This window comes from Dielma fastidiosa, from assembly GCF_000313565.1.
Lineage (GTDB): Bacteria > Bacillota_I > Bacilli_A > Erysipelotrichales > Erysipelotrichaceae > Dielma > Dielma fastidiosa.
In genome coordinates this window covers 205127-227493 of record NZ_HE578928.1, presented here as the reverse complement: position 1 = coordinate 227493, position 22367 = coordinate 205127, and the positions used below count along the sequence as shown (strand labels likewise).

Here is a 22367-nt window from a genome sequence, read left to right as displayed (position 1 = left end):
CAGGGAGATTGAAAGCAGTTTATCTGATACAAATTCATTTACTAAAAGCATTTTATTCATCGAATGGGGACAAAGCATTAATAGCCTTATGATTATTCAGAATATAGTGTTTTAACTGATCGAGGGTTGTGTTATGATACAGATAGCTTTTAGACTAAAACAAATACATAAAGGATGTCATGGTTGAGAAGCAAGCAGGTTCAGTTAATTAATTTTAGATAAGATTGAATTTATTGCATATATAAAGGTAGAATATGTAACTGGCAATGATTTTAATTATAGATAAGAAGAAGTGATTTCACTTGAAAGGAAAGAACATTATGAGTATTGGATTTTCATTTGAAACAAGTGTACATGATAAAAAGCAGGTCAAACAGATACTTTCTGAATTATGTAAGGAAAGAGAGCTGGGTTATGACGAAGATGAAAATAATTCCGGCATCCATTTCTGTCCGTTAGGAAATCTTTATGTGGAATTTATACAGGATGGAGATGAGTGGATATTTAAGGGTGATTGTCAAACGAATCTGGTAGGCGCCGGTTTTCATAAATACGCGATTGAGTTTATTGACGCATTTCAGGAACGTTTAGGGAAACACATGCTGATTGAGGATGATACAGAATATGAAGGACGCCGTGATTTTGAACGAATGCGCAAGGATCATTTTTATTCATGGCTTCAGAATATCATCGAGATCTGTCATGATTATGCGGGTGGTGATTATTCCAACCTCAGTATTTGCTGGGATATGAATCAGTATCAGCCAACAGGCTGTGAGGGCTGTGTGCTGTCACCTTTTGGCCGCTTTAATATTAAGGAGCTTGTTTCAAGAGTTGCTCAAGAGGGCATTGGTCCTTTTGCGCAAGAATTCTTTATTTGGAATAATGAAGAGCAGGACGCGTATTTCTATCGTAACTGCGCAATGCATTTAATGTGGGAAAAATGTTATTACATGCCAAGTTCCCGCAGTGATGAGGATGCGATATTGAATACTTCAATTTTAGATTATCTTGAGCGGGCGATGACAATGAGCCATGAGATTCCGATTCCAATTAAGGATTATGAATATCTTTGCCGTTTAGATGAGCGGACACCGATGGATATCTCAAAACAGGCCGTTTATTATTCGGAAACACCGATTGGTTACCGCAAGGGGTGGGTAACGATTCATTTTGGAAAGATTGATATTGATATGCCTGGTAATTTCCGCTATGAACGTGAAGCGGATGGTAATAATTTATGGTATGACGGAGCTTATCCTGACTGGAAGAATATGCGTGTGAGCGGTTATCTTATGAATGAGGGTGACGCTGATTTTGTCGGCCCGGTATTTGGTGAAGGCAGTGAGCCTTATACTGAAATTATCTGCGGTGAGGGAAGATGCCGTTATGTTATTCATGAAGCTGAAGAAGATGGCGAAAAATACTTTATGGGGATTGGTCAGATAATTTGTCAGAATGGTTTATATTTAATGACCTTATGTTTTAATAATGAAGAAGATAAGCCATGGGCAGAAGAGGTCTTTAGCCGTATCAAGGGAAAAAAGCAGGGAAAAGTTGAGGAAATGACTTATCCTGAAGAAAAAAAGCCTGAAATATTAAATTAAAGCTGTCTTTTTCAGTAATATAGGACTTCAATTCGTAAAGTGATACCTTGCCCCTTTGTTCCATCATTATAGACAGTGTCCATTTGAACAATCCCAGCTGTTTCATTTTCCTCGATATATATCTTATAATCTTGGAAGAGTCTTCCCTTGAGAAACTTTCGATTTTCACGTTTTTTGAATACTGCTTTTTTCTTAGAATGATAGGAAGGTTATTAAACTTATCGACAAGCATAAGTTACTTTATAAAAAAGAATAAAATGGCTATAATATGTATAGGATAGGAATAGGTATTTGAAGTAGAGAATGTGCTGCTACGCACCGTAAGGTCAAAAGAAATGTGGAATTGGCACTTCCACCAAATACCTTATTCATCTAAACACCGTTCAATTAGGCGGTGTTTTTCTTTACCTTGAAGGAAGGTGATGAGGTGTGTGACTATGCCTATATAAAAACGGTTGATAAGACCTATTATGACCATGAATTAAAATGCAGGATTATTATTGAGGAGAGTACCTGCTTTTTTTGTGGCCGAAAAGAAAGGAGATTAACTATTAGAAGACAAGTGCTCGGGTGCGACTCCAATACCGATAGGTAGAAAGTAGTGACATTGAAATACAGGAAGGAACAGCGCCGCGAGAAAGGCAGCTGGGTGTCATTGATAAAATGTGGGGTAAATACTAAAACGAATATAACAAATATTATAGAAGAAGCACATCAAGCTTCGTTAATATATAATAATTTGGTATAAAAACATATTTATATGTTTATAACAATAATCAGTATATAGAAATTATTTTTGAAAAAGATGAATTTAAACATTTAACAGGAATTAGTACAAAATTAAATCCTAAAGATTTTTATAAAAATATTCTAAAAAAAGAAGATAAATTCACTACCAATAAACCAAAAGATTTATGTAGATTAAAATTATCTGAATTAAAAAATATATCAAATATAACAAATTCTTTATCTATTCATCTTATAGAACTAGTACAATTACTTATAATTTGGCTCTTAGTAATTTAGATTTTGTATTATGTTTGTCTGAATTTTTTGATAAAAATGGAGAAAGAATAAGGAATATACCAAATTACTTTATGGCAAAGAAGATAATTTAGTTAATCTTGATAAAAGTATATTATCATTAATTGATAATACAGATATTCATAAAGAATTAATTATTTTGAACTTTAAGAGAATATATCTCATTAAGTTACTTTACGAATTGAAGTAATATTGGATTGAATGTTTGTGTTCAGAGTCTGATTTGTGATAAAATAATAAATGGTGAAAAATATGAGTGCTATAAAATTTGAAATAACCCATGTATGCAAACAGTCAGGTGCCCGCTGCGGTATCCTGCATACTCCGCATGGTGATGTAGAAACACCGATGTTCATGCCGGTAGGAACATTGGCAACAGTAAAATATGTATCTCCGGAAGAATTAAAGGCAATTGGTGCCGGTGTGATTTTGTCTAATACATATCACCTATGGCTGCGTCCTGGTGAGGATATTGTGGCGGAAGCCGGCGGTGTTCAGAAATTTATGAATTATAACGGGCCGATGCTTACTGACAGCGGTGGTTTTCAGGTGTTCTCGCTTGCGGATTCAAGAAAGATACACGAAGAAGGGGTAACTTTTAAGAGTCATCTGGATGGTTCAACTTTGTTTTTAAGTCCTGAAAAATCAATTCAGATTCAAAATAAAATCGGTGCTGATTTCATCATGAGTTTTGATGAATGCGCGCCATATCCATCAACTTATGATTATATGAAGAACAGCGTTGAACGTACACTGCGTTGGGCAAAACGCGGTAAAGAGGCGCATCAGCGTCCTGAGGAACAGGCATTGTTTGGAATTGTGCAGGGCGGTGAATTTGAAGATCTGCGTAAATTATGCGCTGAAACATTGGCGGAGATGGATTTCCCCGGTTATTCAATCGGCGGTACGTCGGTTGGCGAATCAAAGGAAACGATGTATAAGATGATTGATTACAGTGTTAAATATCTGCCTTGGGAGAAACCGCGTTATTTGATGGGCGTTGGTTCTGTCGACGCGATTTTAGAGGGTATTGCCCGCAACGTTGATATGTTTGACTGTGTGCTGCCGACGCGTATCGCCCGTCATGGCACATTAATGACTTCACAGGGCCGAGTGAATATCAAACGGAAAGAATATGAGCGTGATTTTACACCGCTTGATCCGGAATGCGACTGCCCGACATGCCGCAATTATACGAAGGCTTATCTTCGTCATTTGAATAAATGCAATGAAGGCTTAGGTGCGCGGCTGATGTCAATTCATAATCTGCGTTTCCTGCTTAAATTGAGTGAAGATGCCCGCAAAGCGATCAAAGAAGATCGTTTCGGTGATTTTAAAGATGAAATGTTTAAAAAATATGGTTTAAACAGTGTAGATTCGAGGGGATTCTAATATGAAAACAAGTGAATTTGATTTTGATCTGCCTGAGGAACTGATTGCTCAGACGCCTTTAAAGGAACGGAGCGAATCGCGTCTTTTAGTTCTGCATCGTTCAACCGGTGAGATTGAACATCGTCATTTCTATGATTTATGTGACTATCTGAAACCCGGAGATGTCTTGGTGCGCAATAATACCCGTGTTATTCCCGCCCGTTTATTTGGGACTAAAGAAGAGACAAATGCTCATGTTGAACTATTGCTTTTGAAGCAGGAAGGCGATGTTTGGGAGTGCTTGGTCGGCAATGCCCGTGTTGTGAAAATGGGTACGGTGATCAGCTTTGGCGAGGGTGAGTTAAAGGCAGAATGTATTGGTATCGGTGAAAAAGGTTTGCGTACCTTTAAAATGATTTATGAGGGAATCTTCTATGAGATTCTTGACCATCTCGGCAATGTGCCGCTGCCACCTTATATCAAGGAGAAGCTAGAAGATCCTGAACGTTATCAGACCGTATATGCCAAGGTTAAGGGCTCCGCTGCGGCGCCGACGGCTGGGCTGCATTTCACTGACGCGCTGTTTGCGAAAATTAAAGCGATGGGTGTTGAGGTTGAAGATGTTACACTGCATGTAGGGCTTGGCACTTTCCGGCCAATGGATACGGAAGATGTGCTGGAGCATCACATGCATTCAGAATTTTATATGATGGATGCGGACACTGCGCAGCGTTTAAATCAAGCGAAGTCAGAGGGCAGAAGAATCATCGCAATCGGTACGACAAGCTGTCGTACACTTGAGGCTATCATGCAGAAATATGGACAATTTCAGGCATGCGCTGAAGAGACTGATATTTTCATTTATCCCGGTTATGAGTTCAAAGCCATCGACGCGCTGATTACTAATTTCCATTTGCCAAAGTCCACACTGGTTATGCTGGTAAGTGCGCTGGCAAGCAAAGAATTAATTATGAAAGCATACCAAGAAGCCATTGATGAGAAATATCGTTTCTTCTCCTTTGGTGACAGTATGTTTATTGAATAATGAAAATTAATTATTATCAGCAGAGCGTTGATGAACTTGAAGCTATAAAGCGGGATAACTTGCATCCAAAACTGCTGCTGCACGCATGCTGTGCACCATGCAGCGCCTTTCCGCTTGAGTTCTTATGTCCTTATTTTGATATCACTATTTATTATAATAATTCCAATATTTATCCGGAAAATGAATATGCACGCCGTCTGCAGGAACTACGCCAGTATTTAAATACTTGGCGGGAAAAGACCGGTTATGAGGTAAAGCTGATTGTACCGCCTTATATGGGTGAGGCTTATACTGAAAAGATTGCTGTTTTGAAGGATGAACCAGAGGGCGGCAGCCGCTGTGTTATGTGTTATACGTTAAGAATGAATGAAGCTTATGCCTATGCAAGTGAGCATGCCTTTGACTATTTCACAACCGTAATGACGATATCACGGCAGAAAAACAGTCAGATATTGAATGATGTAGGCCGTAAGCTGTCAGTAAAATATCCTAATGTGAAGTATTTTTATTCAGATTTTAAAAAGAAGCGCGGGATTGACCGCGGACTGGAGCTGTCAAGAGAGAATAATCTTTATCGGCAGGATTACTGCGGATGTAAGTTCTCTTATGAGAAAAGACATGGGAATGATTAAATAAGGCTTTTTAAACAAGTATTATTAAATTTTATTTTTTGTAAGCGTTGACAAGCAACAATAAACGTGCTAATCTTTATCCATAAAGATGGATTGTTACTGGTAATGCAGGCTATACCACATAAGAAACTTTTTAGGTTTTTTATGTTGTGGTGTAGCTTTTTTTTGTAGCAGGGAGGAACCTATGAAAGTAAATAAGGTCATTAACAACAATCTGGTGCGTTCTTTTGACGAAAAGGGCAATGAAGTACTTATTATGGGATGTGGACTGGGTTATAAGAAAAAAGCAGACGATGAGATCGATATGTCGATGGTCGAAAAGATACATCGTATCACAGATGAAAACACAGCTCAGAAGCTGAGTGATCTGCTGCTTGAAATACCTCAGGAACATGTTCGTATCGCTAATCTCATTATTGATTATGCCAAACAGACATTGGATAAGGAGTTAAGTGATAACATCTATATTTCAATTACTGACCATATCAGTTTTGCGCTAGAGAGAATGGAAAAAGGCATGCCGCTTAAAAACGCACTCTTATGGGAAATAAAGAAATATTACCACAGTGAGTACAGCATCGGACTTGAGTCATTGGCCATTATTAAGCGTGAGTTAGGTGTTGAACTGCCTGAAGATGAAGCCGGTTATATTGCAATCCATCTTGTAGAAGCCAGTGTGAATGTAGAGGATTCAAGCTATGTAAGTGAAACCGTCACAATGATTCAAGCAATTCTTTCAATCATTAAGTTCCACTTTCAGATTAATCTTGATGAGAATTCTTTGGCTTTTGATCGGTTTATGGTTCACCTAAAATTCTTTATTGAAAGAGTTTTAAAGAATCAGGCATTTGCGGAAGATGAAAAACTATATGAAACTTTAAAGGATCACTTTAACGAAGAGTTCAAATGCTGCAAGAAGATTAAACGTTATTTCCTCCAGCAGAAAGGAATCAATATTCCAGATACTGAATTACTTTATTTAGCGATTCACATAAAACGTATATTAAACAACAAATAAAAGGAGAATTAAAATGGATTATGAAAAAATAGCCGGCATTATATTAAAGCATGTTGGCGGTGAAAAAAATATATCCCATGTGGGTCATTGTGCTACCCGTCTGCGTTTTAATCTTATTGATGAAGCAACAGCGGATACTGAAGCACTGAAAAATACTGAAGGGGTTGTCGGTGTTGTATCAAAAGGAGGACAATATCAGGTTATTATTGGTTCAGATGTCCCACAGGTGTATCAGCATTTAATCAAAATGATTGATCTGAATGAAATGGATAAGAAACCGGAAAAGAAAAATGGTAATAAAATTAATAATATTATTGATACGATAGCCGGTATTTTTACACCTATTCTGCCGCCGCTGACGGCTGCCGGTATGCTTAAGGCTGTGCTGGCATTATTAGTTGCATTTAAGTGGGTAGATAATCAGGCTTCTACCTATCAGGTGATTAACTTCATGGCAGATGCTACCTTCTATTTCCTGCCGGTGTTACTCGCTAACTCAGCGGCAAAGAAGTTTGGCTGCAATCAATATCTGGCAATGATGCTGGGTGCTATGCTGATTCATCCTAACTTTATAAGTATGGTAGCGACCTCAAAAGAAGTTGGTGAAGCTATTACAGTCTTTGGTCTGCCAATTTATAACGCTTCTTATACCTCATCAGTAATTCCCATTATTTTAGGTGTATGGCTGATGTCCGTCGTTGAGCCTTTTGCGGATAAGATATCACCTAAAGCGATTAAATACTTCACAGGACCATTAATCACGATTTTGATTACCGGTATTGCTACCTTGGTTGTGTTAGGTCCTTTAGGCTATATTATCAGTTCCTTTATTGCTGCCGGTATCAATACTCTTAACAGCTATGCTGGCTGGCTCGTTCCAACGCTGATGGGAACCTTCCTGCCATTCTTAGTTATGACGGGTACACATCATGCAATTACGCCAATCGGTATTAATAATCGTATGACTATGGGTTTTGATACAATCATATATCCAGGTCAGCTGGCAAGCAATGTTGCTCAGGGAGCCGCTGCACTGGCCGTATCTGTGAAAACAAAGAATTCAGAATTGAAACAGCTGACATCAGCAACCGGTATTACTGCTGTCTGCGGCATTACTGAACCAGTATTGTTTGGTGTTACAATGAAGATCCGTACAAACCTGATTGCGGCAATGGCAGGCGGCTGTGCCGGTGGCTTATTTATGGGACTATTAAACATTAAGAATTTCTCAGGCGGTTCACCAGGTATGCTTACATTACCTAGCTATATCGGTATTGATGCGCCCATGTCAAATTTTTATCTGGCATGTGCCGGTGCGGCGATAGCATTTGCAGTTAGTTTCATTGTATCATTTGTGTTATTTAAAGATAAAGATATGGAGACAAAGAAAGAAAACGCAGTACAATCAGCAAGCAGACAATCAGTTCTGCATTCACCGCTGAAAGGTAAATGTATTGCCTTAAATGAAGTGAATGATCCTACTTTTGCGAATGAATTAATAGGTAAAGGAATCGCTATACTGCCTGATGAGGGTAAATTATATGCGCCGGCTGACGGTACTGTCAAGACAGTCTTTGCGACTAAACATGCAATTACGATGACTTCTGAAGAAGGAGCGGATTTGATTCTACATGTCGGTTTAGATACGGTAAAGCTTGATGGAAAATATTTCAATGTTTTGGTTAAAGATGGTGATCATGTAAAAGCAGGAGATTTGTTGATGGAATTTGACATAAATGCAATCAAAAACGAGGGCTATGATGTGGTAACACCGATGGTAGTCGCAAATTATGATCAATATGAATTTACTTGTGAGAAGAATAAAGCGGTCACCGTCGATGATACGGTAATGATCTTGAAGGAGGTGTAATATGCGGTTTCCAGAAAAATTCTTATGGGGCGGCGCAACAGCAGCCAATCAATGCGAAGGTGCTTATAATGAGGATGGAAAGGGCTTATCAATTCAGGATGTACTGCCAAAGGGCTTTAAACTGATTACAGATGAGCCGACAGCAGATAACCTAAAGCTTAAGGGCATCGATTATTATCATCGCTTTAAAGAAGATATTCGCTTATTTACGGAAATGGGCTTTAAAGTCTATCGATTTTCAATAGCATGGTCAAGAATTTATCCAACTGGTGAAGAGGAACAGCCAAATGAAGCCGGACTGCGTTTCTATGATGAAGTAATCGATGAATGCTTGAAATATGGTATTGAACCTTTGGTAACTATTTCTCATTATGAAACACCGCTCGCACTTGCTAAAAAATATAACGGCTGGGCAGACCGTCGGCTGATTGATTTATATGTCAAATACTGCAGGACATTATTTGAACGTTATAAGAAAAAGGTTAAATATTGGATAACCTTTAATGAAATTAATTCGATTATTCATCAGCCATTTATGAGCGGCGCTATACTGACACCGAAGGAACAGCTGACTCAGCAGGATCTTTATCAGGCAATTCATCATGAATTAGTGGCGAGTGCAAGAGCGGTAAAGCTGGCGCATGAATTAATGCCGCAAGCAATGATCGGATGTATGATTCTGGCTGTGACAATTTATCCGCTGACACCTAATCCTGATGATATTATCGAGGTAATGAAGCTTGAAAGAAATACCTACTTATTTGCGGATGTACAGGTCAGAGGTGAATATCCGGCTTATGCAAAGCGTATTTTTGAAGAGAACAATATTCATTTAAACATTACAAATCAGGATAAAGAGGATTTGAAAAATGTGGTTGACTTTGTATCATTTAGTTATTATTCAAGCAACTGTGCCAGTGCGGACCCAACCAAAGGTGAACCAACCGGCAGCAATATGACTACCAACTTAAAACGCAACCCATATTCAAAGGTAAGTGAATGGGGCTGGCAGATAGATCCGCAGGGATTGCGCTATACGCTTAACCGTTTTTATGATCGATATCAAAAGCCTTTATTTATTGTTGAGAATGGCTTAGGAGCGACTGATGAATTGATCATGCAGGCAGATGGCAGCTATACCGTTGAAGATGATTATCGCATTCAATATATGAATGATCATCTGATTCAAGTTAGTGAAGCTATCAAAGATGGTGTGGATGTACTTGGCTATACAGCTTGGGGATGTATCGATTTGGTATCCTGTTCTACGGCTGAAATGAAGAAAAGATATGGTTTTATCTATGTAGATTTAGATAACGACGGCATTGGCAGTATGCAGCGCTATAAGAAAAAAAGCTTTGACTGGTATAAGAATGTCATCGCGACAAATGGTGAAAGTTTGATTGAATAAGCTAAATGAAGTACATTCCAAATCTTTCTAAAATATTGTCTGTTATTCATAATTATGGATAACTATTCATTTAGAGCTGATGAGAATAGAAATCTCATCCTGTTATGAGCTGGGAAATATTTTCATTGAGTAAAGATTTAGATTAATAAACTGTTATAACAATGAAAGAGTTAATTGAGTTTTAGAACCTCAGTAAACTCTTTTTTTGTTTTGGGCTATGTATTTCTGTATTATCTCTCAGTGTAATACTTTAAAAGAACTTACAATATGTTCAACCATGAATATAATAACGTTCATCTTTCAAATTAAAGAGTTTATTATCTCAATATTTTTTCAAGAATATAGTAAATCGTGGATTAATGGGAACCTTATTTATAAAAGATGTTTCTATTGACCAAAAATGAAATATTTTTGATTTTGGTCAATAGGAATGATATACTGAAGATAGAAGAAAGGTTGCTTTAGTGTATCATAGGTCTATTTCAAAATAAATGTTTTTCTGATAGCTAATAAATGTAACAGTGTTGATATGAATTTTCATGGAATAGTGAAATTCTTTCATTTTTTACTTGCAATTCATTTTAATTTGTTTTAAACTTGAAGCATGAAAACAATGTTAAATAAAGCGTCAGTCTTTTACTTTTATTGCTAGGCCCCGATAAACCAATTCGAAATACGATTGGTCATTTTGACTTTTAATCAAAAGAGGGGCATAACAAAGCATTCTGGTAAGACGGATGCTTTTTTTATTAGAAAAGGAGATCAGAATATGGAATTATCAGTTAACTTAAGTGAAGCAAGCAGCCGTATTGTAATTGTCAGAAACGCGATAACACGGCTGGCAGATTATATTGATCTGAACCGCAAGGTTATGATTATCACTGATGAGGGAGTTCCCGCTGAATATCAGCAGCTTGTTTTGTCACAATGCCCTAACGGTCATTTGTTTATTACTGAACAGGGTGAGGGGGCTAAAAGCGTTCGTGTTTATCAACAGATCTGCATGAAGCTTCTGGAATTGAACTTCTCAAGAAATGATTTAATACTTGCGCTGGGCGGCGGTGTCATCGGAGACTTAAGCGGATTTGTAGCGGCTACCTTTAAAAGAGGCATCCATTTTTCTTCAATTCCAACCACAACACTGTCACAGATTGATTCCAGCATCGGCGGCAAGGTCGCAATCAATCTTGATGAAGTAAAAAATGTATTGGGAACCTTTTACCACCCGGAAGTGGTAATTGTCGACTTAACAACCCTAAAAACACTGCCGCGCCGGCATTACTATAACGGTCTGGCGGAAGCGGTCAAGGAAGGCTTAATTGCTGATCCTGAATTGTTTGAGCTTTTTGAGAAGCATGACGCCGATTTCCAGAATAATGAACCGGATGAGGTTCTTGAGGAGATCATTACCCGCTCCTTAATCGTCAAGAAGAAAGTGGTTGAGGCTGATGAAAAGGAAGCCAATCTTCGTAAAATATTAAATTTTGGTCATACCATTGGTCATGCGGTTGAGAGTCTGTACCACCTTCATGATTATTATCATGGAGAATGTGTCAGCATCGGTATGATGAAAATTATCGAGAATGAGGAAATTAAACAGCGTCTACAGGCGATATTGACTAAAATGAATCTGCCGATTGATGCGGCTTATGATCCGGATGAAGTGATTCATTTAATATTCAATGATAAAAAAGCCGATGGCAAAAAGGTTACCATCGTTCAGGTTGAAGAAATTGGTCACGCGCAGTTAATTGATGTTGATATTGAGACATTAAGAAAATACTTATAGGAGGTTTTCATGAAAAGTACAATCGGTAAAAATATTACGATTTCACTTTATGGTGAAAGCCACGGTGAATCAATCGGTGTGGTCATTGACGGTTTAGAAGCTGGTATTAAGCTTAATCTTGATGCGGTACAGGCACAGCTTGATAAACGCCGGGCTAAGGGAAAGATATCAACACAGCGTCATGAGGAGGATTTGTTTCATATAACCAGCGGTTTCTTTAATGGCTGTACAACCGGTACACCGCTGCATATTCAAATTATGAATAAGGAACAGCATTCAAGAGATTATACACCGCAGCTGCTGAGACCTTCACATGCTGATTACACGGCCTATGTGAAATATCACGGCTGTCAGGATTACCGAGGCGGCGGTCATTTCTCAGGCCGAATCACTGCTCCGTTGGTAGCGGCAGGCGCGATCGCCCAACAAATTCTTGAAAAAAAAGGCATTCTAATTGGTACCCACATAAAGCAGTGTATGGATATTCATGACCGTGAATTTGATGATCTGAACGCGGATTTAAAAGCTTTGTCAGCCATGGACTTTGCCGTATTGGACAATGATGCTCAAAGTGCAATGATCAAACTGATAGAAGCAGCGGCAGCTCAAAAGGACAGTGTTGGCGGTATTCTTGAAACAATGATTCTGAATGTGCCGGCCGGCATCGGCGAGCCTTATTTCCATTCAATTGAGAGCAATCTAAGCGCGTATCTATTCTCAGTGCCAGCAGTTAAGGGCGTTGAATTCGGAATGGGCTTTGATTTTGTCAATCATTATGGCAGTGAAGCAAATGATGCATGGCTGATGAGCGGTGATAAGATCGTTTCAAAAACAAATAACAATGGCGGTATCAACGGCGGTATCGCAAATGGTATGCCAATCTTATTCAGAACGGTAATTAAACCTACACCAAGCATCTTCAAGCCGCAGCAGACGGTAGATTACAATGAGAAAAAGGAAACCATATTGGAATTGAAAGGACGCCATGATCCAGCAATCTTCCATCGGGCAAGGGTCGTAGTTGATGCAGTGACCGCTTTATGCCTGCTTGATTTATGTGTTGAAGCCTATGGCGGTAAATGGATGAGGGATTGATTATGCGAATTGGATTAATCGGAAAAAAACTAGGGCACAGCTTTTCTAAAATGATACATGAAAAACTGATTGATCAGCCCTATGAATTAATTGAACTTGATGAGCAGCAGCTCGTCGAATTCATGGAAACAAAGGCTTTTAAAGCTATCAATGTAACAATTCCCTATAAGGAAACAGTAATGCAGTATTGTGATGAAATTGATGAACAGGCATTAGCAATTCATGCAGTGAATGCAATTGTCAACCGCAATGGCCGCTTGATAGCGACGAATACCGACTTTACTGGTTTAATGCTGATGCTGAAGCAGCATAACATTGTCATTAAAGATAAATGCTGCTGTGTACTGGGAACCGGCGGTACAAGTAAAACGGCACAGGCGGTATTAAAAGCGATGGGAGCGAAGGAAATACTGGTTGCCGGCCGCAATAAGCCAGCGCCGATCATCAGCTATGAAGCCTTGAAACAGCATCAGGAAATTCAAGTGTTCATCAATGCTACCAGCGTTGGCATGTATCCTAATAATGATGATCAAATCATCGATCTTGCTGATTTTGGTCAATTGGAGGCAGTAGCGGATGTAATCTATAACCCATTGACAACCAGACTCTGCCAACAGGCGGAAGAACTGAAGCTGAAGCATGTGAATGGTTTAAAGATGCTGGTGGCACAGGCAAAGGCAGCGTGTGAATTCTTTCATGACATAGCGCTTGATGATGAAAAAATACATCAGATTACTGATGAAATCTATAAGGATATGGCAAATATCGTTATAATCGGTATGCCAAGCAGCGGCAAAACAACATTGTCACAGGAATTGGCTAAAATCAGTGATAAACGTTTGGTTGACATCGATGAAGAAATTGTCCGCCGAGAACAGCGCACAATCAGGGAAATCTTTGATACAGAGGGTGAAGCAAGGTTTCGGGAAATAGAAACAGCAATTTGTAAAGATCTCGCGAAGCAGACAAAGCTGATCATCTCCTGCGGCGGCGGCATTATAAAAAACGAAGAGAATATGCGCTCATTGGCACAAAATGGTATTATCTTCCATATCCGGCGTAATTTAGACGCATTATTAGTTGATGACAGCCGGCCGCTTTCCTCAAGTAAAGAACGTCTGATGGCAATGGAAAAGGAACGAATGCCGCTGTATCAGAAATACAGTCAATTTGAAATAGATAATAATTCAACAATTGAGGCTGCCCTCAAACAGATAAAGGAGCGATTTGATGAAGTTACTTGTAATTAATGGCCCGAATATCAATATGGTTGGTATCCGAGAACCGGGTATTTATGGAAGTGAAAGCTATCAGGCATTGCTTGATTTATGTCAGAAAACTTGCGATGAGCATCAAGTGCTGGTAGAATTCTATCAGAGCAATCACGAAGGTGCATTGGTTGACAGGATTCAGGAAGCCTATGGTAAAATTGATGGTATTGTAATCAATCCAGCGGCTTATACGCATACAAGCATTGCCATTCTTGATGCATTAAAGGCAGTGGGTATCCCAGCGGTAGAGGTACATATTTCTAAAGTTGAAAGCCGTGAAGCATTCAGACAGATTTCATATCCGGGATTGGCTTGCTTCAAAACGATTACCGGTGAAGGAATTCAGGGATATAAGCATGCGATAGAAATATTGATTGAAAAATTAAAGGAGAAAGAATCATGATTATTACTTGTAAAAAGGGCGCCCCACAGGCAGAAATTGATAAAATTATTAAGGAATTTGAAGATAAGGGATTGGAAGTCAATCTGATCCGCGGTGTTGATTATAACGTATTTGGTATTGTCGGCGATACAACGATTGTTGATGAAAAAATTGTTCGTGCGAATCCATGGATTGAACAGGTTACCCGCATTGCGGCACCTTATAAAAAGGTAAACCGCCTGTTTCATCCGGAAGATACAGTGGTGGATGTCGCAGGGATTAAGATCGGCGGCAAGGAAAATATTGTTGTAATCGGCGGCCCATGTTCTGTGGAAGGTGAGGATCAAATCTGCCGTATAGCTCAAGAGGTTAAAGATGCCGGCGGTGTAATGCTAAGAGGCGGTGCGTATAAGCCAAGAACTTCGCCTTACGCGTTCCAGGGTTTAGGCAGTGAGGGCATTCAGGATATGGTTGAAGCCAGAAAGCGTACAGGTCTGCCAATTGTTTCAGAAATTATGGGTGTGGATAAGATTGATGAATTTGTTGAAAATGTCGATCTGATTCAAGTAGGCGCCCGCAATATGCAGAACTTTGATTTATTGAAAGCACTGGGTATGATCCGCAAACCGATCTTATTAAAGCGCGGCTTGAGTAATACGATTGAAGAATGGCTGATGTCAGCGGAATACATTATGTCCGGCGGCAATGAGAATGTCATCTTATGTGAACGCGGTATCCGTACATTTGAAAAATATACAAGAAATACATTAGATCTGAGTGTTGTGCCAATCATTAAGCGCAAGAGCCATCTGCCGATCATCATCGATCCATCACATGCGACCGGTGACTGGGATCTTGTTGAGTCAATGAGCCTTGCGGCAATTGCGGCAGGTGCTGACGGCTTGATTATAGAGGTTCATGACAATCCAGAATGCGCATGGAGTGATGGCGCGCAGTCATTAAAGCCAGCTAAATTTAAACAGGTTGTTGAAAAAGGAAGAGCGATTGCCAAAGTTATTGGCCGTGATATCTAGAGGGGGATAAATTATGATTATTACATTAAAAAAAGATACACCGAAAAATGAAGTTGAACGAATTATTAAGTCTTATGAAGACAGAGGCTTTCAAGTTAATAACTCACAGGGCAGCAATTACCATATTTTAGGTTTGATTGGAGATACTACCTCATTGGATGAAAAAATCATTAAAGCAAATCCATGGATTGAGGATGTTACCCGCATTGCGGCACCTTATAAAAAAGCAAACCGTCTTTTCCATCCAGAAGATACAATTGTAGAAGCGGCTGGCATTAAGATTGGCGGCAATGAAAAAATTGTGATTATCGGCGGTCCATGCTCCGTTGAGGGTGAGGATCAGATCTGCCGCATTGCACAGGAAGTCAAGGATGCCGGTGGTACTATGCTGCGCGGCGGTGCTTATAAGCCAAGAACTTCACCTTATGCGTTCCAAGGCCTTGAAAGTGAGGGCATCCGGGCTATGGCAGAAGCGAGAAAACGCACAGGACTGCCAATTGTCAGTGAATTGATGGATGCCGAGCATATCGATGAATTTGTGGAAAATGTAGACATTATTCAAATCGGTGCGAGAAATATGCAGAACTTCTCTTTACTGAAAGCGGTAGGTAAAACTAAGAAGCCAATTTTATTAAAGCGCGGTTTAGCTAACACAATTGAAGAATGGATCATGTCAGCCGAATATATCATGGCCGGCGGTAATGAAAATGTTATCTTATGTGAACGCGGTATTCGTACTTTTGAAAAATATACCAGAAATACTTTGGATTTAAGTGTTGTGCCTATTATTAAGGAAAAGACACATCTGCCAATTATTATTGATCCGTCACATGCGACTGGTAATTGGAAATTAATTGAATCAATGAGCTTAGCTGCAATTGCGGCAGGTGCCGATGGTTTGATTATTGAGGTGCATGATAACCCTGAATGCGCATGGAGTGATGGTGCGCAGTCATTGAAACCAGAGAAATTCGCGAATGTAATTAAGAAAGGCCGTGCGATCGCGCAAGTGATCGGCAGGGATCTGTAAGATGAAAGTGACGGTAACACCTTCCGCTTGCAGCGGCAGTGTAAAGATACCGCCAAGCAAAAGCATGAGTCACCGCGCGATTCTTTGCGCCTGTCTGGCACCGGGAGTTTCACACATTGACAATATTGCTTATTCTGTGGATGTACAGACAACAATTGAAGGGATGCGCGCTTTAGGCGCAGAAATTGAATGCTATGAGCATAGCTTAAAAATAAACGGCATTAAGGATTTTAATCACTTGAATGCGTCTGTAATAAACTGCAATGAATCAGGCTCTACCCTGCGTTTCTTTATTCCCCTCTTTGCCGCGACTGGACAGAGGGTTAGCTTTACCGGCAAAAATCGTCTCTTGAAACGTCCGCAGAAGATTTACGAGGACTTATTTAAAGCTCAGGGCTGTTTCTATGAACAGGATGAGCATTCAATCACCATTGAAGGAGCACTGAAACCAGGTAATTATACTTTGCCGGGAAATGTATCTTCGCAGTTTATCAGCGGCTTGTTATTCATTCTGCCGCTGCTTGAGGATGATTCAAGGATTCATATTGAAAATACATTTGAATCTAAAAGCTATGTGCTGCTGACGATGCAGATGCTGGAAGAGTTTGGTGTGAAAGTCAGCTTTGAGGATGAAAATACATTATATATTAAGGGTAATCAGCATTATCATGCCCATGATACGGCGGTGGAAGGTGATTTTTCACAATTTGCTTTCTTTGCGGTAATGGCAGCGATCAATCATGATTTAGATATTTTAGGTGTACGCCATGATTCTTTGCAGGGAGATAAGCAGATTCTTGAGATTATTAAGGATTTCGGCATCACTGTTAAAGAGATTGAAGGCGGTTATCATGTATGCAAAGGTGAACCGCATGCCCATGATATTGATCTGCATAATTGTCCGGATCTTGGCCCTATTGTCTGTACGCTTGCCATGGCGTCCCAAGGCTGTACTAAGATTTATAATGCCGGTCGGCTGAGAATCAAGGAAAGTGATCGGATTTTAGCGATGGAAACAGAACTTCGCAAATTTGGCTGCGATATCAGCAGCAGTGAAGATGAAATCATCATTAATGGCGGCATGACACAGACGCCTGATGCGCTCAGCGGCTGGAAGGATCACCGCATTGTGATGGCATTGACAGTAGCGGCTGCGATTGCGGATCATGAGGTAGTTATTGATGAAGCGGAGTATATTGAGAAGAGTTATCCGGCATTCTTCAATGACTGCCGTAAGGTAATGATAAAGGTGAGTGAGTTTCATGATTGATAAAAAGAAAAGATTTTTGATCATCGGACTTGGTTTATTAGGCGGCAGCTACGCAATGGGTCTTAAAAAAAGAGGCCATATCGTTTCAGCTATCGATATTAACGAAGCTTCCATCAACTACGCGTTAGAAAAAGGCATCATTGATGAGGGTGCGGCAACTGCAGATCCTAATTTAATCAGCCAAGCTGATGTGATTATATCTGGATTATATCCCAAAACCATCGTTGGCTGGATCAGCGAGAATCAGCAATACTTCAAAAAGAATGCCTTGATTACGGATGTAACAGGTGTAAAATGCAGTATTATCTATAAGATTCAGGAATTGCTGCGTGAAGACTGTGAGTTTATCGGCAGTCATCCAATGGCCGGTAAGGAAGTCAGCGGTGTGCAATTTGCAGATCCTTCTATCTTTTTACCAGCGAATCTCATCATAACGCCGACATCAAAGAACACACAGGCAGCGATTGATTTTCTCTATGAATTTGGGATTGAACTGCGCTTCAACAATATCTGTATTCTTACACCGGAAAAACATGATGAAATGATTGGCTACTTATCACAGCTGACGCATGTCATCGCTGTTTCATTAATGAATGCCAATGACAACTCGCATCTAAAGGAATATACCGGTGACAGCTTCCGTGATTTAACCCGCATTGCTAAAATCAATGAAAATCTGTGGACTGAGCTGTTTTTGATGAACAAGGATGTATTGGTAAATGAGATTACGGCTTTTGTCGATGAGATTAATGATTTTAAACAAAAGCTGATGGCTGAGGATGTTGATGGCATGAAACAGAAATTTATCCAATCGACAAAGCGCCGTAAGTATTTCGATAAATAGATTTGACGCAAGGCTGTATCCTGACGGATATGGCTTTTTTATTGTGTAACGCTTTGAAAACGATTTTCTCCGCCATTGATGACAATGAAAGTGCTTTTATTGGTTTATTCTTTGCTTACTATTGACATGGTGGTTACTCTGCGATAACATTATCATGTTAGATAAAGATAACATTCAAAAGAGGTGTAGTTATGACTTTAAATGAGATAGAGGTTGGCAGCAGCGCAATTGTTGGTGCTGTAAATGGTGAAGGGGCGCTGCGCAGACATTTGCTTGATATGGGTATCACACCGGGAACGACCGTGCAGCTGCATAAAATAGCGCCGATGGGTGATCCAATTGAAATACGGCTGCGTGGATATAATTTAACGATTCGTATTGATGATGCGAAGAAAATAGAAGTTGTAGGTGACAGCGATGATTTTTGCACTCGCCGGTAATCAGAACTGCGGTAAGACAACACTTTTCAATCAGCTGACAGGTTCAAATCAGCATGTTGGAAATTTTCCTGGTGTTACGGTAGACCGCAAGGATGGTTTGATTCGTAATCACAAGGAAAGTACAGTGGTGGATTTACCGGGTATTTATTCATTATCTCCCTATACTTCTGAAGAAATCGTAACTCGTGATTTTTTGCTTGATCAGCATCCTGACGCGATTATTAATATCTTGGATGCGACAAATATTGAACGTAATCTTTACTTAAGTCTGCAGCTGATGGAACTGCGTATCCCGATGGTGCTGGCTTTGAATATGATGGATGAAGTAAGTGCTAATGGCGGTACGATTAAAATAAAGGCTTTCGCAGAAAAACTAGGTGTACCCTGTGTGCCTATCTCTGCGAGTAAAAATGAAGGTATCGATGAATTGATTGAGGTTGCCTTCAAAGTAGCAAAACAAAAGATTTTGCCGGCTCGGGTTGATTTCTGTACGGGCGCGATGCACCGCTGTATTCATGCGGTATGTCATGTGATTGAGGATCACGCAGAGCGTATCGGTGTACCGGTTAGATTCGCGGCAACGAAGCTTGTTGAGGGAGATATGCCAATGCAGGAGTCGCTGGCGCTTAGTCAAAACGAGATTGAATTGATTGAACACAGTGTTAAAGAAATGGAAAGTGAACTGCATACAGATCGCGAAGCAGCGATGGCGGATATGCGTTACTGTTTTATTGAAAAATTATGTGCTGATACAGTTATTAAATGTCATGAAAGTAAAGAATATTTGAGAAGTGTTGCCATCGATAATGTTCTGACATCTAAATATTTTGCTTTGCCTGCTTTTGTGCTGATTATGATTTTCGTATTCTGGATGACCTTTGGTGTGATTGGCACAACCTTAAGCGATTTATTCAGCGGTGCTCTTGATGCATTGACGATTTTTGTTTCTGATTTCCTGCTGAATTATGGCTTAAATCCAGTCGTGCATTCCTTAGTCATTGACGGAATTTTCGCTGGTGTGAGCAGTGTGCTTTCCTTTATGCCGGTTATTGTTATTCTCTTCTTCTTTTTATCAATTCTTGAGGATAGCGGTTATATGGCGCGTGTTGCGTTTGTTATGGATAAACCGCTGCGTCATTTAGGTCTGTCAGGCAGAAGCTTTGTGCCGATGCTGATTGGCTTTGGCTGTTCGGTGCCAGCCATCATGTCCACTAGAACGTTGTCGAGTGAAAGAGACCGGCGAATGACCATTCTCTTGACACCCTTTATGAGCTGCAGTGCAAAACTGCCGATATATGCGATGTTTACGGCTGCCTTTTTTCCTAATAATGCGGCATTGGTAATGATTTTGCTATATGCGACAGGAATTTTGGTTGGCATTCTTTGCGCTTTTCTTTTAAAAAATTCTATGTTTCAGGGAGAACCGGTACCATTCGTAATGGAACTGCCTAACTATCGGCTGCCAAGTGCTAAAAGTGTATTGTTGTTGATGTGGGATAAGGCTAAGGATTTCTTGACCAAAGCATTTACGATTATCTTTTTGGCATCAATCATTATCTGGTTCTTACAAAGCTTTGATACACGGCTGAATGTTGTCGATGACAGCTCATTAAGTATGCTTGCGAATGTGGGTAGAATGATTGCCCCAATATTCGCACCGCTTGGTTTCGGTGACTGGCGGGCAGCTACGGCATTGATTACTGGTTTCACTGCCAAAGAAGCGGTAGTATCGACTTTAACCGTGCTGATGAATACAACCTCAACGGCTTTACCGGCTGTGTTAGGTTCCTTATTTACAACCGCAAGCGCAGCTTCTTTCCTAGTCTTTACGTTGTTATATACACCGTGTGTAGCGGCTATCGCGGCTTGCAAGCGTGAAATGGGCAGTGCGAAAAGTGCGTTGTTTATGGTCCTTGCGCAATGTGGTGTAGCCTGGATATTTTCCTTTATTGTCTATCAGCTTGTGAATATGGTGAGTATGCTATGAAGCTGATTGATATTATTGTGCTTCTGCTTATTGCAGCTGCTGTTGTTGCTGCAGTAAGAGCCTATCGGAAAAAGCCTTCATGCTGTCATGATGGCAGTTGTAATCATGCTTGCGCGGCATGTAATAAAAAGTGTAAAGTAAGAAAATAAATATGCAAGATGATATAGCACAGGGCTGTAACATCTTGTTTTTTTATTATATAGGAAATTTCATTTTCAAGCATCAAAGCGCCAATATCTCATTATGAAGAGGTATCTAAAAAATGATAAAATCAGATGAAATCTTCTTGTGAATATGGTATACTATAAGTAACAAAAAACAATCTATTTAATCATTAAATTCAACTTAAGCATCACCTAGTTTCCTTTGTATCAATCGAATCTCAGTGGATGCTTTTTTGTTCAAGGGGAGGGGAACATCCATGAAGTGTTTATCTTATTCAAATCGCTTCTATTATAATGAGTTATCAGAAGAGGATGCTAATTGTATTAAAAAAGATTTGATTCTGTATACCTCTATGCTGCATACAGCTTATAAGAAACTCTATTTAACTTGTTTTCATGGTGTCAAGGATGCAGTTTCTTTACAAAAACAGTTAAAAGCAAAATATGGTACGAATGATTACTTTCCTTTATCTGCAATACATGAAGCCAGAGCCCTGCTTAAAAGTAATATTGAAATCAATCAGCGATTGAAGAAAGAATGTACTAAACGGATTGAAAGAATCAAAGAGAAGGTCCGTAAGGAAAACAAAACTTTACAGAACTGGCAGAAAAAGAAAGAACAATTAATTCAAAAAAGCAAAGAACATGAAACTAGTGAAGCAGACTATTTGTATGAGGTACAGATCGTTAATCCAAATCTAAAACAGTTAAAGCATAGAATCGGGTTGCTGACCTTTAAATTAAACCGAGAAACGGATAAGCTGAATCATTTGAATTTAGGTGTGAGAGCCGCTTGCTTTGGTTCAAGGAAGAAGCTTCATCATGATCTCGAAGCTTATTGGTATGAAAGAAGAAAGCGGATGCTGATACCTGGCAGAAGACAGGGAAAATATAGCAACAATCTCTTCAAATATCATCTTGAATCCGGGATCATGGTTTATCGAGGCACAGAGAAAGAAGTTCATTTACCGATTCGTTTTTATCATCATGCAGAGAAATTAGAAAGAGCAGTCAGATTACCGCATAATACCGCCGGTAAAGCCGTAGCTTATGAACTCTATGA

The 22367-nt window shown here is 39.7% G+C and carries 20 protein-coding genes; all 20 read left to right on the top strand.

Annotation, left to right across the window (positions count from 1 at the left end; genetic code table 11):
* Positions 1 to 320: 320 nt before the first annotated feature.
* On the top strand, positions 321 to 1607 hold the full coding sequence (locus DAHG_RS12955) for a hypothetical protein (protein WP_022938775.1): 1287 nt from the start codon (positions 321 to 323) through the stop codon (positions 1605 to 1607).
* Between the two features lie 744 nt (positions 1608 to 2351).
* Complete coding sequence (locus DAHG_RS22150) at positions 2352 to 2633, top strand: PBECR4 domain-containing protein (protein ID WP_161650550.1); 282 nt, start codon at positions 2352 to 2354, stop codon at positions 2631 to 2633.
* A gap of 270 nt (positions 2634 to 2903) precedes the next feature.
* Positions 2904 to 4043, top strand: a complete 1140-nt coding sequence (gene tgt, locus DAHG_RS12950; protein WP_022938774.1) for a tRNA guanosine(34) transglycosylase Tgt — start codon at positions 2904 to 2906, stop codon at positions 4041 to 4043.
* A 1-nt stretch (position 4044) separates the two neighbouring features.
* Positions 4045 to 5067: a tRNA preQ1(34) S-adenosylmethionine ribosyltransferase-isomerase QueA gene (queA, locus tag DAHG_RS12945; protein ID WP_022938773.1), complete on the top strand. Its 1023-nt coding sequence runs from the start codon at positions 4045 to 4047 to the stop codon at positions 5065 to 5067.
* On the top strand, positions 5067 to 5699 hold the full coding sequence (locus DAHG_RS12940) for an epoxyqueuosine reductase QueH (RefSeq protein ID WP_022938772.1): 633 nt from the start codon (positions 5067 to 5069) through the stop codon (positions 5697 to 5699). Before queA ends, DAHG_RS12940 begins: the two co-directional genes overlap by 1 nt.
* A gap of 184 nt (positions 5700 to 5883) precedes the next feature.
* Positions 5884 to 6717 carry a BglG family transcription antiterminator LicT gene (gene licT / locus DAHG_RS12935; protein ID WP_022938771.1) on the top strand — a complete coding sequence of 278 codons (834 nt, stop codon included), beginning with the start codon at positions 5884 to 5886 and terminating at the stop codon, positions 6715 to 6717.
* 13 nt (positions 6718 to 6730) lie between these two features.
* Positions 6731 to 8587 carry a beta-glucoside-specific PTS transporter subunit IIABC gene (locus DAHG_RS12930; RefSeq protein ID WP_022938770.1) on the top strand — a complete coding sequence of 619 codons (1857 nt, stop codon included), beginning with the start codon at positions 6731 to 6733 and terminating at the stop codon, positions 8585 to 8587.
* 1 nt (position 8588) lies between these two features.
* Entirely contained in the window at positions 8589 to 9998 is a 1410-nt protein-coding gene (locus DAHG_RS12925; protein WP_022938769.1) for a glycoside hydrolase family 1 protein, read from the top strand.
* Positions 9999 to 10767: 769 nt separating this feature from the next.
* Positions 10768 to 11787: a 3-dehydroquinate synthase gene (gene aroB / locus DAHG_RS12920; protein ID WP_022938768.1), complete on the top strand. Its 1020-nt coding sequence runs from the start codon at positions 10768 to 10770 to the stop codon at positions 11785 to 11787.
* A gap of 9 nt (positions 11788 to 11796) precedes the next feature.
* Positions 11797 to 12882, top strand: coding sequence for a chorismate synthase (aroC, locus tag DAHG_RS12915; protein WP_022938767.1), 1086 nt, complete (start codon positions 11797 to 11799; stop codon positions 12880 to 12882).
* Positions 12883 to 12884: 2 nt separating this feature from the next.
* Positions 12885 to 14132: a shikimate kinase gene (locus tag DAHG_RS12910; protein WP_022938766.1), complete on the top strand. Its 1248-nt coding sequence runs from the start codon at positions 12885 to 12887 to the stop codon at positions 14130 to 14132.
* Complete coding sequence (gene aroQ, locus DAHG_RS12905; RefSeq protein ID WP_022938765.1) at positions 14113 to 14556, top strand: type II 3-dehydroquinate dehydratase; 444 nt, start codon at positions 14113 to 14115, stop codon at positions 14554 to 14556. Before DAHG_RS12910 ends, aroQ begins: the two co-directional genes overlap by 20 nt.
* Entirely contained in the window at positions 14553 to 15569 is a 1017-nt protein-coding gene (gene aroF / locus DAHG_RS12900) for a 3-deoxy-7-phosphoheptulonate synthase (protein ID WP_022938764.1), read from the top strand. Before aroQ ends, aroF (DAHG_RS12900) begins: the two co-directional genes overlap by 4 nt.
* 13 nt (positions 15570 to 15582) lie before the next feature.
* On the top strand, positions 15583 to 16599 hold the full coding sequence (gene aroF / locus DAHG_RS12895; protein WP_022938763.1) for a 3-deoxy-7-phosphoheptulonate synthase: 1017 nt from the start codon (positions 15583 to 15585) through the stop codon (positions 16597 to 16599).
* 1 nt (position 16600) lies between these two features.
* Complete coding sequence (gene aroA / locus DAHG_RS12890) at positions 16601 to 17869, top strand: 3-phosphoshikimate 1-carboxyvinyltransferase (RefSeq protein ID WP_022938762.1); 1269 nt, start codon at positions 16601 to 16603, stop codon at positions 17867 to 17869.
* Entirely contained in the window at positions 17862 to 18713 is an 852-nt protein-coding gene (locus DAHG_RS12885) for a prephenate dehydrogenase (protein ID WP_022938761.1), read from the top strand. The genes aroA and DAHG_RS12885 overlap by 8 nt, the downstream gene beginning before the upstream one ends.
* Before the next feature lie 191 nt (positions 18714 to 18904).
* A complete protein-coding gene (locus DAHG_RS12880) occupies positions 18905 to 19153 on the top strand; it encodes a FeoA family protein (protein WP_022938760.1) in 249 nt (82 codons plus the stop codon).
* Positions 19131 to 21140: a ferrous iron transport protein B gene (gene feoB / locus DAHG_RS12875; RefSeq protein ID WP_022938759.1), complete on the top strand. Its 2010-nt coding sequence runs from the start codon at positions 19131 to 19133 to the stop codon at positions 21138 to 21140. The genes DAHG_RS12880 and feoB overlap by 23 nt, the downstream gene beginning before the upstream one ends.
* Complete coding sequence (locus DAHG_RS20955) at positions 21137 to 21289, top strand: FeoB-associated Cys-rich membrane protein (RefSeq protein WP_022938758.1); 153 nt, start codon at positions 21137 to 21139, stop codon at positions 21287 to 21289. The genes feoB and DAHG_RS20955 overlap by 4 nt, the downstream gene beginning before the upstream one ends.
* A gap of 272 nt (positions 21290 to 21561) precedes the next feature.
* On the top strand, positions 21562 to 22367 hold an 806-nt coding region (locus DAHG_RS21430; protein ID WP_022938757.1), incomplete at its 3' end, for a hypothetical protein.